The following is a 15,727-nucleotide window of genomic DNA, read 5'->3' on the forward strand; positions in this document are numbered from 1 at the left end:
CGTTCACCGATATGCAAACGCGGCCGATTCCGACTACCGCTACGCTGTGCTGCGAATGTCCGCCCGCGATGAGAGGAAGCACCATGTTGCTCGAGGGCAAGAAAGCAATCATCACCGGAGGCACACGCGGTATCGGCTATGCCATCGCCTGCCGTTTTATCGAGGAAGGCGCTGCCGTCACCGTCTTTGGCTCGCGCCAGGAGACTGCCGACACGGCCGTTGAGAAGCTGACAGCCGCCTATCCCGACGCCAAGGTCTGGGGTCGCTCCTGCGATCTCACCTCGCTCGAAGCCGTGACTGAGGCCTTTACGCAGACTGCAGCCGACATGGGCGGCTTGGACACGGTCGTCAACAATGCCGGTATCTCCCAGCGTTCACCCCTCTTGGACTACACGGCCGAGGAGTTCGCAAAGGTCATGGACCTTAACGTCGTCGCCGTCTTTAATGGCCACCAGGCTGCCGCCAAGATCATGACCGAGGCCGGCCACGGCGGCACCATCACTACCACAAGCTCGATGGTCGCCAAGTACGGCCAGCCCTCCGGCGTCGGTTACCCCACGTCCAAGTTTGCCGTCAACGGTATGGTCCAGTCGCTCTCGCGCGAGCTCGCTCCCATGGGCATCCGCGTCAACGCCGTCGCCCCCGGCGTGACTAAGACCGACATGGTCGCCAACCTGCCCGAAGAGGTCATCAAGCCCATCATCGCCACCATTCCGCTGGGTCGCATGGGCGAGCCCGAGGATGTCGCCAACGCCTTTGTTTTCCTGGCGAGCGACATGTCCTCCTACGTCACGGGCGCCGTGCTCCCCGTCGACGGAGCCGCCCGCTCCTAAGGAGCCACAAGCTTTGGCTTCAAGCTTCAACATAGCTCAACCAAAAAGGCGCGCCGTCTGAATCAACTGCAGACAGCGCGCCTTCTCCTGTTATGAAAGGGAAACTATGTCCCAGTATTTCGGATCAGAACGGGGCACGGTTTCCCCCAGGACCTCCTTGCGGAAACTGCATCCCACTCTGAGCGCCCATTCCGGGACACAGCTTCCCGAAGGGCGGCTGAGTCGTGCCATCCTAATCAAAACGCGACCGCATAGCGCCCCTAAGATAACCAGTTCTCATGCTGGAGCAAACGCATCAGGTGGCGTGACCGCTCACCGACATGCAATTTGTTGCACAGTAAAATCGGCTAGTGGCACCCTTATCCTTTATTTAGCGAATAAGTTCAAGGAAGGGAGAATGTCATGCCAAGACGGCAAACACCGCTCGAGGTCATGTTCTCCCTGTTCAAGACTTCATTTACCCTGAGCCATCGCGCATTTGCCGAACTGTTACTATCCGATCTGCCGTTAACAAATGGACAGCCTACCGCCCAAATGGCACAGGACACCAGCTGGCTTTCGCGCACGATTGTGCACTCGCAGCCGGGCTCCCTAGAAGATCGCTACTTTGCCGACTGGTCCTGCGCATCGAATCAAATCCTGCACAAGCTACGGGAAAAAGGGTATTCGAACGCCGACATCTATACCATGATTGCGGCAGCGACTGACACGATGGCTCAAGCGCTCGGTGCCTGTGGGCGTAATGGGCTCCTTTACCGGAACGCCGCCTCGCGCCTCGTCAGCAGCCAGCCAGACAAAGATGACAGGGCTCTTATCTCAATCACGCTCGTTGTTTCGACCGCCTGTTGGTGCGATCCGGCCCGTGCTATCGCGTACATCAGGGACCGCTTTGAATTCGCAGAGAACGTCAGGTCGTTTACCCCCTCAAGTATTTCTTTCTGTCCATGCGATTTAAAACAAACGGGCACCGAACGTGCGATCGGCCTTATCAGGATCGACAACGAACTCGTCGTCGGGGGCCCTTATGTCATTGAGCCTTCTACCATGGGCTCCATCATCGGAGCGCTCGCACTCGAAGACGGCGCTGTCACCGATGTTGGGCTGGATGTCTCCGCCAAGCATCTCCGCATCTTCGCCGAGAACAATGCTTGGTACGCACAAGACCTCGGTTCGACCAACGGCACGCATCTGATTCGAACAGCCGATAACAGCGAACTCGACATCAGCTCCGGCGCACCCGCCCAGCTGTACCCCGGCGACATCCTGCGCCTGGGTCTCAGCACTTCTTTTGCCGTCGTAGCAACGGCGGCTATCTTAGCAAATCCACATCACTAACCATGGAAGCAGGAGGACTATGAGCATCACGGATGTCATCAAATATGAGGGCAATAACCAAACTTTTATCTGGAAACACCCCTCAGAAGACTTCAATACGGGCTCGCAACTCATTGTTCACGAGACCCAAGAAGCAATTTTCTTCCTTAATGGACAGGCCCTGGATTCGTTTGGACCAGGCAGGCATGAACTTGAGACTCAAAATCTACCGTTACTGAACGGCATTTCGAAGATAACGACCGGTGGTGTCAGCCCGTTTCACTCAGAAGTCTACTTTGTTAACCTCATCGAGCAGATGGGCATACGCTGGGGAACCAATTCCAAGATTCAGTTCATGGAACCGACTTATGGATTTCCGCTCTCGCTCGGGGCGTCCGGAGAGATGGCTCTTGCTGTAAAAGAGCCCCGCAGGCTCCTTCTCAAGCTTGTTGGAACCGAAGCTTTGCTCTCCCAGGACAAGCTGATCAGCTATTTCAAAGCTTTCCTGCAAACTCGAGTAAAAACTCATCTGGCACAAGTAATTACCGAACAAAAACTCTCCATTTTCGAACTTGATGCACACCTTGAAGAGTTATCCGACTCGCTTAAGAACAAGCTGCTTCCCGACTTTGCCGCATACGGCCTCTCATTAACGCAAATGCTGGTCACCGCCATCGTCAAACCCGAAGGTGATCCGGTATACGAGAAGTTTAAGGACCTCCATTTCAAGCAATATGCCGACGTACGCGAAGCACAGATAAAACAACAGGTCAGCATTATCGAACAAGAAACTGCGGCGCAGCGCACCGTAATCTCCGCAAAAGCGCGCGCAGAAAAACGGCAAATCGAAGGCTATACCTATCAACAGGAACGCAGCTTCGATGTTGCCGAAAAGATGGCCCAAAACGAAGCGACTGGCGAATACGCAAACATGGGAATTGGTCTGGGCGTAATGGCCGGTGTCGGCGGGACCATGGGGTCAGTTATGACCGATGCACTCTCACAAGCCACCGGCACGTCCGCGACGCAGCCCATCCCTGCGGATACCAATTCGCAGCAAAGTGCTGCAAAGTTCTGTTCCGAATGTGGATATCGCTTCTCTGGAACCGAGAAGTTCTGTCCCGAGTGCGGAGCACGGAGGTCATAATGAAGAACACACAGGCATATATTGCAGCAATCCCCGTAGCCCTCTTCATAGCTATCGAAAGCGTGACAATACTTTTATTTGGACCCTCAACCACTTTTTGGATTGAGAGCGCATTCTCTTTGGTCATGCTCGCCCTGGTGGTTTCAACCTTGTTATTTGGACCCCAAAAGAATCTTAAGATATTTGGTATCTCAAAGATACTTGTTATTGGCGTATCGTTTGCAGTCCAATTGTTGCTAGGCATACTAGGGTCCGCGTTAAAAACAGAGGCGCTTCCAGCAATTCCAATTCTCAGTTTTCTGCTAGCAAGCGCTGCGACAGCCACGCTCTTCGCAACAGGCGCTTCCGAATCTCACGCATCTACCATTGAAAACCAAATTTCAAGCAAATCGCAATCCATGCAGAACCTTGAACTTCAGCTAAGACTGCTTCTAGATGAATCACCTTCAGAGTTGCGCGCATCAATGACCAGCTTCTTGGAAACTTCAAGCCTTGCCGACCCCGCCAGTTGTGAAGCAAGCGCTCAAGTTGAAGACGAAATATCGAGCGCACTTCGTGATCTATCGCAATCAATCGAATCAAACGATATCGAAGGCGCGAACTCGAAAATATTGCGCATGACTTCATTGATAAGGCAAAGAGCAGCACTGGTTAAAGCAAGCAAGGACAGCTAATGATCGATAAGGATAAAATAATCTCGCTTCTTATTTCAAAAGAAATTCCAGTAAAAACGACCCGGAGATACAAAACTATTGGCTATCGAATAAAGCTCGAGAGTGGAACAGCCGTATATGTCTACGACAGCGGCGGCTTCTTTTGTCAAGGAAATAACGCTGATCAGGTCCGAAAAGCCATCGAAGATGAAATCATTGATGAACCAAACAACAAAGTTTTCGTTGTTTACGGCCACGATAAAACCGCACGAAACCAACTCCAACGTCTTCTCGAAGAGTTAAATCTCGAGCCTATTTTTCTCGATAATCAGCCTATAGGGGGCCGAACAGTAATCGAACAACTAATGGAATACATCCCTTGCGCTAATTTCGGGATAGTACTTATGACCCCGGACGACATAGGCTATCCAAAGAATAAACAGGATCGACCGCAGCCAAGAGCTCGCCAGAACGTAGTTTTGGAGCTTGGGATGCTACTGATGAAATTCGGCAGGTCTAGGACCGCGATCCTTCTCAAAGAAGCCGACCCACCAATAGAAAAACCGTCCGATATAAACGGCATCTTATATCTCCCTTACAAGGAAGACGTTTTTGAGATAAAGCAGAAACTAATACGGGAAATGAACAGCAAGGGGTATGAAATGGAGCAATCGAAATGAAAGCGCTACAATGCGAGCTCTGCGGTAGCACAGAGATTATCAAGGATGGAGACTTTTTCGTCTGTCAAAGCTGTGGAATGAAATATACGCTTGAAACCGCAAAGAAAATGATGGTCGAAGGTGTTGTCCAAGTCGAAGGCACAGTGAAAACAGACCGCACTGAAGATGTCGATCGATATCTCGCCTTGGCCAGAACCGCTCAAAAAGCCGGTAACAACGCTGATGCTGAGAAATATGCCTCCATGGCCCTCGAGATTGATCTTAAGAACGCCGAGGCATGGTCAATAAAGGCAAAAGCGATAGACTGGCAGCTCACGTTTGACAACGATCGCTTGTCGGAATCAAATGCAGCATGCATTAATATGCTAAAGCTGCTAAATCGAGCCCCATCAGATTTTGATGAGATAAACACCGCGCTAAACATAGCGATAGGTTTCATTGAGCATTTGCGAGCTATCGCAAACTCTGAGATAGACTATTTCTGCCAGGAACTTGCAAATCTACCGAATGCGAAGAATCTAGAGTTAATTCAATCGGGGCTCATTCGTCACCTACAGTCGCGTGAACTCCAATGGAAAAATATAGAGGCCTTGTGCGAATTACAAACGGCTGCCGTAAAGAGGCTCAGCAAAGAGCAGGGGGAGAGTGCCAAGATACCCGAGAATATCGAAGATCTCCTCGGCGCCCTTACCGAAGACCTTTCCGGTCTTGCAGCGCGCAGCATTTCATCAATGTATTACAATGCTGCAATCACGATCCTAAAGTCTGCGGTCAACGGCTGCTCCACATGGTCGGAACGGTGGAACAAGGTCCGTGTATTTGATTACTACGCGACAGATGATTTCGACTATGACAACGAAAAAGAAGCTTTTGATCTATGCATAGATGCGTACGATAGTTGCATAAAAGCGGCTCGCTTAGCTATCGACCTCTTTGACAATAAAGTCACTAAACAAGGTACTGCCACAGACGAGATGCTCTTAAGATGCTGGGGCATATTGTGCAGTCTCGAGGAGCTATGTATCAAAGTTCGAACAAATCGCCGATACTACGGATACTACGGACACTCCAGCGAACAAATAACAAACGACGGCTTTTTCCTTAGCGATGAGGCAAAGCAGCTTCGGAGAGAACAGTTAGAAAAGGACATGGCAAAGCGTGACGAATACGACCCCGAGAAGAAGAAGGAACGTGAGCGCGCTGAAAAAGAAGCAGAGCTCCAAGCCAAATATTGGTTAGATAATCCTGTTAAAAAGTCGCAAAAACAAGCGCTCGAAGATGAATTTGACCGTTTGGGGAACGAACTTCGAGAGCTTAAGAGCAGACGTTCTTTCTTCAGTCCATTCGAATTCAAAGCGAAACGAGAATGTGACACAAAAATAGAACAGGCCCGCGCGCGCAGGCGGGAAATCAAAGACTCTTTGAAGGCCTTAGACGATGAACTCATGGCGTACGTGTCGAACGAAATTGAATCATAGCTTTCACCGCTTGCCGCAACAGTCCATTGGCGACCTCAAAGGCGCCTCAATGGGATAAGAGCGATTTCACACCATGGAGGAATGGCGGGCAAACGCTCGGAGTGTTCATTTGTCTGATAACCGATGTTCACTCTAGCCCGAGCAGATTAAGTCCCGCCACCGTCATCTTGCACACGAGCGGCCTTGCGGACACCTTTTCTAAATATCCGGCAGCGATTAGGCTCGACAATGACCTACTCGCTGTCGGCTTTGTCACATCGAGATAGCCCGACACACCATCAAGCGTAGATTCACCAAAGGCACCGAAGATATGCATCTGTGCCGCATAAAACAGAATATCTTTTGCCCTTTCGGTAAACGTATCGTCGAGTTCATCGATCGCCCGCTTGAGATCATCGAGTTGTACGCGCTTTTCGGCCAAATCGCTCAGAACGGCATCTTGCGCTTGCTCGACCAAATCAAGCATCATTGCAACAAACGGAGTAGCCTCGCTACCGTTAAGGGGCCTCTCCACCACGTCAAACGCCTTGTAATATGCGGTTTTATTCTCAGCAATCGTCCTAGAGAGCGACAACACCGTAGGCTGCGACAACGTCTCGTTCAGGCTCAACGCGAGAAGATACCTCCCCGTTCTCCCGTTACCGTCATAGAAGGGGTGAATATACTCAAAGAGAAAATGGCAGATTGAGGCTGCATAGAGGCTTGGGACATCTTCGCGATTGCCCAACTCTATCATCTTGCCAAGGAGGTCAATGATTTCGGGCTCCGAGGAAACACCCTGATGGAGAATCTTGCCCCGACTGTTCTCAATCACAACGGGACCCAAACGGAACATCTTGCCATCCGGACGGTCCTTCGGGTCAAGCACGCCCTTAGTGACGGCATCGAAAATCTCGCGAATATCCTCGGGTTTGCCGGGACGACTTGAACCATCCACCAGCTGAAGGTAGAGGCGAGCGAATTCAATAAAAGGAGTGTGCTCCTTTTCGGCGGCACCGCAAAGTTCGGCCGCAGCATCCTCCGCAGACTCCAGCGCCGCTTCAATCTGGCGCCGCGTGCTGTGCACACCCTCCATCTCGTTGCTGAAAACAACCTCCTCAAGCACCAGCGAACGAATCGAGGCCCCCAAAGCCACATAAGGCAAGCTGTTCCACAGGTTGGAAATCTTTCGCTCTTTTCTGAGGATCCGCTCGCTAGCAACGGACAGGTTCAAAGGAACACAAGCGAACAGTTCACCATGCTCAAGGTGAATTCCAGTCCGCACCGTGCCGTCGGCAGTAAGGCGCTCGCGCAGCAGCTCGTCATGGCAAGCATAACGATCGGAGCTTGGATCTGCATAAAAGAGTTTTTCGAGCGTCTTGTACGCCATCGCTTCATCGCTCCTTTGAAATCAAATAGCTTAATCGTCTTTCATTATTTCGAATATATCCGATATTTGCAATTAAGACTCAAGAAATGCATTGTCTAATTTCAGAATTTGAAGTATTGGGAATTAAGGGTTCTTTTTTACATAGCGAGCTAATTTCAAACCTCAGCAGAGCTTTATGCAAGAAGGCACGCTGTCTGCATCAACCGCAGGCAGCGCACCTCCTTCTATTCGAAAAGGAAACTGCGTCCCATAATTCCGGCTCAGAATGGGATGCGCTTTCCCTAACGAGCCTCTCGCGGAAACTGCATCCCACTCTGAGCGCCCATTCCGGGACACAGCTTCCCAACGGCCCCCGTTTCGGAAACCACATCCCGTTCCGAGCCTTCAAAGCGGGACGCGGCTTCCCCGAGAAAGTATCGACTACTTACCGTCGTCGTCTTCGGCTTCTTCGCGCGCATAGAGCTCCAGCATGCGGCGGCGGTATTCGCGCACAGCGAGCTTGGCGCGCTCTAGGCGGCGACGCTCACGCGGGGTGAGCTCGGACGGATCTATCTCGTCGCCATAGGTCTTATCGGCAAGAAGATGCGCCGCGTCCACGATGCGGGCATCGATGTGGCCGCTCGCCGCCTCGGCGGAAAGACGCTCGGCAATCGTATCGAGCGTAGGCAGGCCCTCGAATACGCGACCATGGCCATGCGAGGTCAGCAGCTCGTGCTCTCGTGCGAGCAGACTCGCCAAATCGTGATGGGCACGCAGGATATCGAGTGCCTCGGCAGGATGCTCGGCAACCTCTGCCACGGCGGCGACCGGCGCGGCATCGACCACGCGGTAGAAGAGCTGCGCGAGCAGCGGCATCAAGAACACCGTGATGGCACCGGCGGCAACCATGACCGACGCAATATCTTGCGACAGCGCGCCCGCGTTGACGGCCACGCTCGTCACGGCAACGATGATCGGCAGCGCCGTGGTGCAGTACAGGGCCACGGTAATGCGACCATACGCCGACACATCGCGCGTCGCAGGACAAATGCTCATAGAAATAAGAATGGGTACGGCACGAATAATCAACAACGCCACGATAAAGCCCACGAGCAGCCCGGGGCGCGACACCACGGCCGTCAGATCGATCTTTGCGCCCGACACGGTAAAGAACACCGGGATCAAAAAGCCGTAGGCCAGGCCGTCGAGCTTGGTCTCAAGCGTATGGTTGCCCTCGGGGATGATATAGCGCAGGACGAAGCCGGCGGCAAAAGCGCCCAACACGATATCGAGGCTAAAGATGGCCGAGAACGCCACGAGCGTGACCAAAATAAGCACCGTCAGGCGCACGAAGGTCTGCGACGTGGTATCGGCGCGCTCCTCGACAAACGCAAAGAAGCGGCTGCCGACGCGTTTGGAGCGGCTGGGGACCACGGCAAGCAGCACGCACACCACGGCGAACAGGCCCAAGATCAGCAGCGTCTCGATACCCGTGCGGGCAGACAGCAGTACCGACATGGCGAGCACGGGGCCGAGCTCGCCCCACGTACCATAGGCGAGAATCGAATCACCGACGCGCGTTCCGGCAAGCAACCGCTCGCGCAAGATGGGCATGAGCGCTCCAAGCGCCGTCGAGGTCAAGGCGAGCGTCACGGCGATACCGTCGAAATGGCTGACCGAGAACCACGGGGTAAAGCGCACGGCAAGCCAGGCGATACAAAATGTGACAACCCACGTGGCCATACCGTAGCGCCCCTCGACGCCCGTGATGTTCTTTGGGTCGATCTCAAAGCCGGCAAGCAGGAACAAAAATGCCAGACCGAGCTCTGACACAAGCGAGACCTCGGCATCCACATGGATGACGCCAAGCATATGAGGTCCCAACACCGCGCCGAACACGAGCAAAAAGACCGTTTCGGGAACGGGTTTTCCAGGAATCGCCGAAGCGATGAAGGGGCTTGCAAAGGCCACGAGTGCGATGATGGCGAGCGAAACGAATGCCATGTGATGCCTTTCTCTTGTTTGCGCTTCACTGTAGCACCCTCGCCGTCCTCTACGCGCCGCGAGCTGTCGTATCATAGTGAGGTTTACAAACATGTGGCTCAAGGCGACCGCAGGGCAGGCCCCGCAAACCGACCGCTGCCGCATACCGTACCGTACGCCCAACCGATCAGGAAGGCAGGAACCAATGGTCTCTCGTATCTACGTGGAGAAGAAACCCGGGTTCGACGTCGAGGCTCAGCAGCTCAAGGGCGAGCTGACCGAGATTCTCGGCATCAAGGGCATCGAGGCCCTGAGGATCATCAACCGCTACGACGTCGAGGGCATCGACGAGGAGCTTTTCCGCTCCTGCGTGCCGACCGTCTTTAGCGAGCCCCAGGTCGATGTGACCTACGACGAGCTCCCCGCAAGCGACGGCGCCGTCTTTGCCGTCGAATTCCTGCCTGGCCAGTTTGACCAGCGTGCCGACTCCGCCAGCGAGTGCGTGCAGCTCATCAGCCAGGGCGAGCGCCCCGCCGTGCGCTCCGCCAAGGTCTATATGATCTCGGGCGCCCTGGACGAAGCCGCCATCGAGGCCATCAAGCACTACGTGGTGAACCCCGTCGAGGCGCGCATCGCCTCGCTCGACCTGCCCGAGACGCTGTACATGGAGACCCCCGAGCCTCAGCCCGTCGAAGTGCTCGACGGCTTCCGCGAGCTCGATGAGGCCGGCCTTGCCGCCTTTATTTCCGAGCGCGGTCTTGCCATGGACGAGGCGGACATCGCCTTCTGCCAGCAGTACTTCCGCGATGAGAATCGCGACCCCACCATCACCGAGATCCGCGTGATCGACACGTACTGGTCCGACCATTGCCGCCACACCACCTTCGGCACCGTCCTGGATGACGTGACGATCGACGACGCCGTGGTGCAGCAGGCCTTCGACCGCTACATGGAGATGCGCCACGAGCTCGGTCGCGACGCCAAGCCCGTCTGCCTCATGGACATGGGCACCATCGGCGCCAAGTACCTTAAGAAGACCGGCGTCATGACTGATGTCGATGAGTCCGAGGAGATCAACGCCTGCACCGTCAAGGTGAAGGTCGATGTCGATGGCGAGGACCAGGACTGGCTGTTCCTCTTTAAGAACGAGACCCACAACCACCCGACCGAGATCGAGCCCTTCGGCGGTGCCGCCACCTGCGTGGGCGGCGCTATCCGCGACCCGCTCTCGGGCCGCAGCTATGTCTATCAGGCCATGCGCGTCACCGGCGCCGGCGACCCCACGGTCCCCGTCTCCGAGACGCTCGAGGGCAAGCTTCCGCAGCGCAAGCTCGTGACCACCGCCGCCGCCGGCTACTCCAGCTACGGCAACCAGATCGGCCTTGCCACCGGTCAGGTCAACGAGCTCTATCACCCCGGCTACGTGGCCAAGCGCATGGAGGTCGGCGCCGTCGTGGGCGCTACCCCGGCAAACCACGTGCGTCGCGAGTGCCCCGCCCCCACCGACAAGATCATCCTTTTGGGTGGCCGCACCGGCCGTGACGGCATCGGCGGCGCCACTGGCTCCTCCAAGACCCAGAACACCGAGTCCATCGAGACCTCGGGTGCCGAGGTCCAGAAGGGCAACGCCCCGGTCGAGCGCAAGCTGCAGCGTCTGTTCCGCCGCGGCGACGCCTGCCGCCTGATCAAGCGCTGCAACGACTTTGGCGCCGGCGGCGTCTCGGTCGCCGTGGGCGAGCTTGCCGACGGCCTGTATGTCGACCTGGACACCGTGACCAAGAAGTACGACGGCCTGGACGGCACCGAGCTCGCCATTTCCGAGTCCCAGGAGCGCATGGCCTGCGCCGTCGCCGACGGTGACGTCGAGGAGTTCATGGGCTACGCCGCCGAGGAGAACCTCGAGGCGACCGTTATCGCCGAGGTTACCGCCGAGCCGCGCATGCGCATGGCCTGGAACGGTGTCGCCATCGTCGACCTGTCCCGTGAGTTCCTCAACTCCAACGGCGCGCCCAAGCACCAGGTCGCCCACGTCTGTGCCCGCAGCGTGTGGCAGCCCAGCTGGGCCGGCGCCACGCTTGCCGAGCGCATGACCTCGCTTGTCACTGACCTCAACGTCGCCTCCAACAAGGGCCTTTCCGAGCGCTTCGACTCCACCATCGGTGCCGCGACCGTGCTCATGCCCTTTGGCGGCAAGACGCAGCTCACTCCGAGCTCTGCCATGGTCGCCAAGTTCCCCGTGGACGGCGAGACCACCACGGCAAGCGCCATGGCATGGGGCTTCAACCCCTACCTGATGGAGGCCGACCAGTTTGCCGGCGCCTACCTATCCGTGGTCGAGTCCATCGCCAAGCTCGTGGCCGCCGGCTTTGAGCACAAGCGCGCCTACCTCTCCTTCCAGGAGTACTTCGAGCGCCTGCGTACCGAGGCCGAGCGTTGGGGCAAGCCCATGGCAGCCGTCCTGGGCGCCCTTATGGCCCAGGTCGACCTGGGTGCCGGCGCCATCGGCGGCAAGGACTCCATGAGCGGCTCTTTTGAGGACGAAGCCGGCGAGCTCAACGTTCCTCCGACCCTGATCAGCTTCGCTGTCGCCGTGGGCAAGGCGGCCCGCGCCGTCTCGCCCGAGTTCAAGGGCCTCACGCACCGCGTCGTCCGCATCACCCCCGCCACCTATGGCGAGGACTACCGCCCCGACGCCCAGCAGCTGCTCGCCGCGTTTGACGCCGTCGAGGCGCTCACCGCCACCGGTGACGCCCTGGCCGTCTCTACGCCCGGCTACGGCTGCGGCGCCGAGAGCCTCTTTAAGATGTGTGTCGGCAACCAGATTGGCATCGAACTTGCCGAGGACGTGGACGTGGAGAGCCTCTTCACCCCGCTCTACGGCAGCTTTATCGTCGAGCTCGCCGAGGACGCCGAGCTGCCCGAGGTCGCCGACGGCGTTGTCGTGGAGCCCCTGGGTACCACCGTCGAGGGCTATGTCATCGACACCGGCTCCGAGGTCATCGAGCTCTCCGAGCTCCAGGAGGCCTGGGAGAGCGGCATCGAGGGCGTCTTCGCCTACCGCAGCGCCGGCGAGACCCCCGAGGTCGAGACCATCGACTTCCGCGCCAAGGACATCCACGTGTACGGCGGCGCCAAAATCGCCCGCCCGCGCGTGGTTATCCCCGTGTTCCCCGGCAACAACTGCGAGTACGATAGCGCCCGTGCCTTCCGCGCAGCCGGTGCCGAGGCCGACACCTTCGTGATCAACAACCTCACGCCCGAGGCCGTCGCCGAGAGCACCCACGAGCTTGCCCGCCGCATCCGTGCAAGCCAGATTGTCATGATCCCCGGCGGCTTCTCGGGCGGTGACGAGCCCGACGGCTCCGCCAAGTTCATCACGGCGTTCTTCCGCGCTCCTGAGGTCACCGAGGCAGTCCGCGACCTGCTCAAGGCCCGTGACGGCCTGATGCTGGGCATCTGCAACGGCTTCCAGGCCCTGATCAAGCTCGGCCTGGTGCCCTACGGTGACATCGTCGACGCCACGCCGGATGCACCCACGCTGACGTTCAACACCATCGGTCGCCATCAGAGCCGCCTGGTGCGCACCCGCATCTCGTCCAACCTGTCCCCGTGGCTGTCGCAGTGCAGCCTCGACGACCCCTACACCGTCGCCATCAGCCACGGCGAGGGCCGCTTTGTCGCCAACGACGAGGTGCTCGCCCAGCTGATCGCCAACGGCCAGGTCGCCACGCAGTACGTGGGCGAGGACGGCAAGCCGAGCATGGACCTTTCCGTCAACCCCAACGGCTCCGCACTCGCCATCGAGGGCATCACGAGCCCCGACGGCCGCGTCTTGGGCAAGATGGGTCATGCCGAGCGCCGCGGCGACAACCTGTACCGCAACGTGCCCGAGCATGTCCCCGGCGATAAGTTCATGCCGATCTTTGAGAGCGGCGTGGCCTACTTCGCTTAAAGCTATCCCATCGGGTACAATCCCCTCGGGTAACAACACCCGCCACCGGCACGCCCGGTGGCGGGTTCTTTTTTGCTTCGCGCATACAGGAAGGACATCATGGAAAGCCGCAAGCCGTATCTCGCCACCCTGCCCGGGCTCATCCTGGGCTGCCTCGTCTGCTGCGCGCTCTGGGGGTCGGCTTTTCCCTGCATCAAGATCGGCTACGGCCTCTTTGGCATTCCCGCGCACGACAGCGCCTCGCAGCTGCTCTTCGCGGGTCTGCGCTTCACCCTTGCCGGCATGCTGGTCATTGTCGGCATGAGCGTGGCCCAGCGCCGCCCGCTCGTTCCGCAAGCGCGCGATATCAAGTCTATCCTCACGTTGTCGCTCTTCCAGACTATCGGGCAGTACTTCTTTTTCTACCTGGGACTCTCGCGCGCCAGCGCCATGTCGAGCTCCATCATCGAGGCCAGCGCCAACTTCTTGGCCATCCTCTTTGCCGCCCTGGCGTTTCACACCGAAAAGCTCGATGCGGCCAAGGTGCTCGGCTGCGTACTGGGCTTTGCCGGCGTCGCGCTCGTCAACCTTTCGGGCGCGGACGGTACCTTTGGCTTTACGCTCGACGGCGAGGGCTTTATCCTGGCCTCCACCGTCGCGGGTGCCCTTTCGACCTGCCTGATCGGCATCTTCTCGCGCGAGCACGACGGCGTCTTGCTTGCCGGGTGGCAGTTCTTGGTCGGCGGCCTGGTCCTCACCGCCATCGGCTTTTTGATGGGCGGCACGCTCTCCCCCACAGCGATTGCCCCCGCCATCGCGCTCATCATCTACATGGCGCTTATCTCCGCGGTCGCGTACTCGCTGTGGTCGCGCCTGCTTGCCGTCAACCCCGTAAGCCGCGTTTCGGTCTTTGGCTTTATGAACCCAGTCTTTGGCGTGCTGCTGAGCGCGCTGCTGCTCGGCGAGGGCGCTGGCACGAGCCCCGTTACCGTCATCGTTGCCCTGCTGTTGGTCTGCGGCGGCATCATCATCGTCAACAAACCCAAAAAGGCCTAGCGAGCTCACTTTTTTGAGAGGTTGTTCGCACACTTTAGCTTATTGGAGTACATCGGTGAGCTGAGGGCCGCCACGCACGCAAGCGTGCGCCCCTTTTTCTAGCGTATCTGAACGCCGGCTTTCTTTTTCTCGGCCTTGACGCGGTAGAGCTCCGCATCGGCAGCGCGAAGTAAGTCTTGCCAGGTATCAACACTATCGCCGACCCGCGCGTAACCAATGGACATCCGCAATGCATACGGCACCTCGGCACGAGCGAGCTCGTCGTTAATCGCCGAACACAGGTCCATGATGTCCTGCTCCGCCGCTGCCTTTTGAAGCACCACGAACTCATCGCCGCCATAACGTGCGATAAAGCCACCAGACGCTGAGCAGACCTCTTTGAGCGTAGCAGATACGACCTGGAGGGCATGGTCGCCCTCCACATGTCCATAGCGATCGTTAATCTGCTTAAAGCCGTCAGCGTCCATCATGAGCAGATACACATCTTCGGCCTGATCCATATTCGAGAAGAGCGACAGCATATAGGTCTCAAAGCGGTTGCGATTGTTGAGACCGGTCAACGGGTCGGTCGAGATCATCTGCTCCTGGCAAACAATGTAGAGCTGCAACATACTTAACATGATGCCGACACTAAGGCAAGGACCCGAATAAAAGACCTGAAAGACACCAGCTACCAGGGCCGGAATGGCGAAAAATGCCAAGGTTTGATAGATGGCCTTCTTTTGTAGGCTCTCGACCTTGCAAGATTGTATAAACGCATGCAGGGACGTATATATAACGTAGCAGTAGCTGACGATGGGCTGGATCATATAGACAAAACCACGACGATACGCGCCCTGCGCATCGATATAGAACAGGGCATGCGTCCAGTAGCTCGAAAACGCCAGTACGACTACCAGCGCCGCAGGCAGCGTTACAAGCGCCACTCTAGAGCGCGCGGTCAAAAGGCGAGAACCCTGCACCGTCTCGGAATAGATAAACCAAATAAGGCACGCGGCGGCAAAGAGCGAAAACGAAACCGCGTTGGAAATCCAGTTGGCAGCAATGCCCAGCGTGCCGCCCACACCGTCCGAAAGCGTCCAGATTATATCGAATAACATGTACGCGGCAGAGGTGTAGCCGAGCGTACTAAACAATAACTGCTGGGTACTCGAGAACAAGGAGTGGCGACTTCGCGCGGCAAGCCCGATAAGAACAATCATGCATAGCAGGAATATCTCGATCTTGAGTGCCTTAACCACTAGACGCCATCCCTTCAATATCCAAGTGGTCAGAATCGCCCGATTCGTGCCTGGGCAATAAAC

11 protein-coding genes are annotated in these 15,727 nt (G+C 57.0%); 8 read left to right on the forward strand and 3 right to left on the reverse strand.

Going from position 1 to position 15,727, the window contains the following annotated elements; translation table 11 throughout:
* Window positions 1-83 precede the first annotated feature (83 nt).
* From DWY03_RS05875 to DWY03_RS05900, 6 genes are all read left to right on the forward strand, one after another.
* The gene (locus tag DWY03_RS05875) at window positions 84-833 is read left to right on the forward strand and encodes an SDR family NAD(P)-dependent oxidoreductase (protein WP_117645711.1); all 750 of its coding nucleotides are present in this window, start codon (window positions 84-86) and stop codon (window positions 831-833) included.
* A gap of 402 nt (window positions 834-1,235) precedes the next feature.
* Window positions 1,236-2,168 (forward strand): FHA domain-containing protein, encoded by a 933-nt coding sequence (locus DWY03_RS05880; protein ID WP_117774287.1) that lies wholly within the window; start codon window positions 1,236-1,238, stop codon window positions 2,166-2,168.
* A 19-nt stretch (window positions 2,169-2,187) separates the two neighbouring features.
* Entirely contained in the window at window positions 2,188-3,294 is a 1,107-nt protein-coding gene (locus DWY03_RS05885; protein WP_117774286.1) for an SPFH domain-containing protein, read from the forward strand.
* A complete protein-coding gene (locus DWY03_RS05890; protein WP_117840154.1) occupies window positions 3,294-3,968 on the forward strand; it encodes a hypothetical protein in 675 nt (224 codons plus the stop codon). Before DWY03_RS05885 ends, DWY03_RS05890 begins: the two co-directional genes overlap by 1 nt.
* Entirely contained in the window at window positions 3,968-4,627 is a 660-nt protein-coding gene (locus DWY03_RS05895) for a TIR domain-containing protein (RefSeq protein WP_117840155.1), read from the forward strand. Before DWY03_RS05890 ends, DWY03_RS05895 begins: the two co-directional genes overlap by 1 nt.
* Window positions 4,624-6,105 carry a hypothetical protein gene (locus tag DWY03_RS05900; RefSeq protein ID WP_117840156.1) on the forward strand — a complete coding sequence of 494 codons (1,482 nt, stop codon included), beginning with the start codon at window positions 4,624-4,626 and terminating at the stop codon, window positions 6,103-6,105. The genes DWY03_RS05895 and DWY03_RS05900 overlap by 4 nt, the downstream gene beginning before the upstream one ends.
* Before the next feature lie 127 nt (window positions 6,106-6,232).
* Here DWY03_RS05900 and DWY03_RS05905 read toward each other — a convergent pair whose 3' ends face one another.
* Both DWY03_RS05905 and DWY03_RS05910 read right to left on the reverse strand, forming a co-directional pair.
* Window positions 6,233-7,474, reverse strand: coding sequence for a Fic family protein (locus DWY03_RS05905; protein WP_117774095.1), 1,242 nt, complete (start codon window positions 7,472-7,474; stop codon window positions 6,233-6,235).
* A gap of 420 nt (window positions 7,475-7,894) precedes the next feature.
* A complete protein-coding gene (locus DWY03_RS05910; RefSeq protein WP_117840157.1) occupies window positions 7,895-9,457 on the reverse strand; it encodes a cation:proton antiporter in 1,563 nt (520 codons plus the stop codon).
* A gap of 184 nt (window positions 9,458-9,641) precedes the next feature.
* On the opposite strand from DWY03_RS05910, the gene DWY03_RS05915 reads away from it, so the two are divergent.
* A complete protein-coding gene (locus DWY03_RS05915) occupies window positions 9,642-13,388 on the forward strand; it encodes a phosphoribosylformylglycinamidine synthase (RefSeq protein WP_117840158.1) in 3,747 nt (1,248 codons plus the stop codon).
* Between the two features lie 99 nt (window positions 13,389-13,487).
* The gene (locus DWY03_RS05920) at window positions 13,488-14,423 is read left to right on the forward strand and encodes a DMT family transporter (protein ID WP_117840159.1); all 936 of its coding nucleotides are present in this window, start codon (window positions 13,488-13,490) and stop codon (window positions 14,421-14,423) included.
* A gap of 98 nt (window positions 14,424-14,521) precedes the next feature.
* Here DWY03_RS05920 and DWY03_RS05925 read toward each other — a convergent pair whose 3' ends face one another.
* Window positions 14,522-15,664: a GGDEF domain-containing protein gene (locus DWY03_RS05925; RefSeq protein WP_117774092.1), complete on the reverse strand. Its 1,143-nt coding sequence runs from the start codon at window positions 15,662-15,664 to the stop codon at window positions 14,522-14,524.
* Window positions 15,665-15,727 lie beyond the last annotated feature (63 nt).

The sequence above is a fragment of the Collinsella sp. AF23-2 genome, from assembly GCF_003459245.1.
Taxonomy (GTDB): Bacteria; Actinomycetota; Coriobacteriia; order Coriobacteriales; family Coriobacteriaceae; genus Collinsella.

Bases quoted from the DNA above. Each gene is read 5' to 3' on its own strand.
- DWY03_RS05875 (WP_117645711.1), top strand. From the start codon at position 84: ATGTTGCTCGAGGGCAAGAAAGCAATCATCACCGGAGGCACACGCGGT.
- DWY03_RS05880 (WP_117774287.1), top strand. From the start codon at position 1,236: ATGCCAAGACGGCAAACACCGCTCGAGGTCATGTTCTCCCTGTTCAAG.
- DWY03_RS05885 (WP_117774286.1), top strand. From the start codon at position 2,188: ATGAGCATCACGGATGTCATCAAATATGAGGGCAATAACCAAACTTTT.
- DWY03_RS05890 (WP_117840154.1), top strand. From the start codon at position 3,294: ATGAAGAACACACAGGCATATATTGCAGCAATCCCCGTAGCCCTCTTC.
- DWY03_RS05895 (WP_117840155.1), top strand. From the start codon at position 3,968: ATGATCGATAAGGATAAAATAATCTCGCTTCTTATTTCAAAAGAAATT.
- DWY03_RS05900 (WP_117840156.1), top strand. From the start codon at position 4,624: ATGAAAGCGCTACAATGCGAGCTCTGCGGTAGCACAGAGATTATCAAG.
- DWY03_RS05905 (WP_117774095.1), bottom strand. From the start codon at position 7,474: ATGGCGTACAAGACGCTCGAAAAACTCTTTTATGCAGATCCAAGCTCC.
- DWY03_RS05910 (WP_117840157.1), bottom strand. From the start codon at position 9,457: ATGGCATTCGTTTCGCTCGCCATCATCGCACTCGTGGCCTTTGCAAGC.
- DWY03_RS05915 (WP_117840158.1), top strand. From the start codon at position 9,642: ATGGTCTCTCGTATCTACGTGGAGAAGAAACCCGGGTTCGACGTCGAG.
- DWY03_RS05920 (WP_117840159.1), top strand. From the start codon at position 13,488: ATGGAAAGCCGCAAGCCGTATCTCGCCACCCTGCCCGGGCTCATCCTG.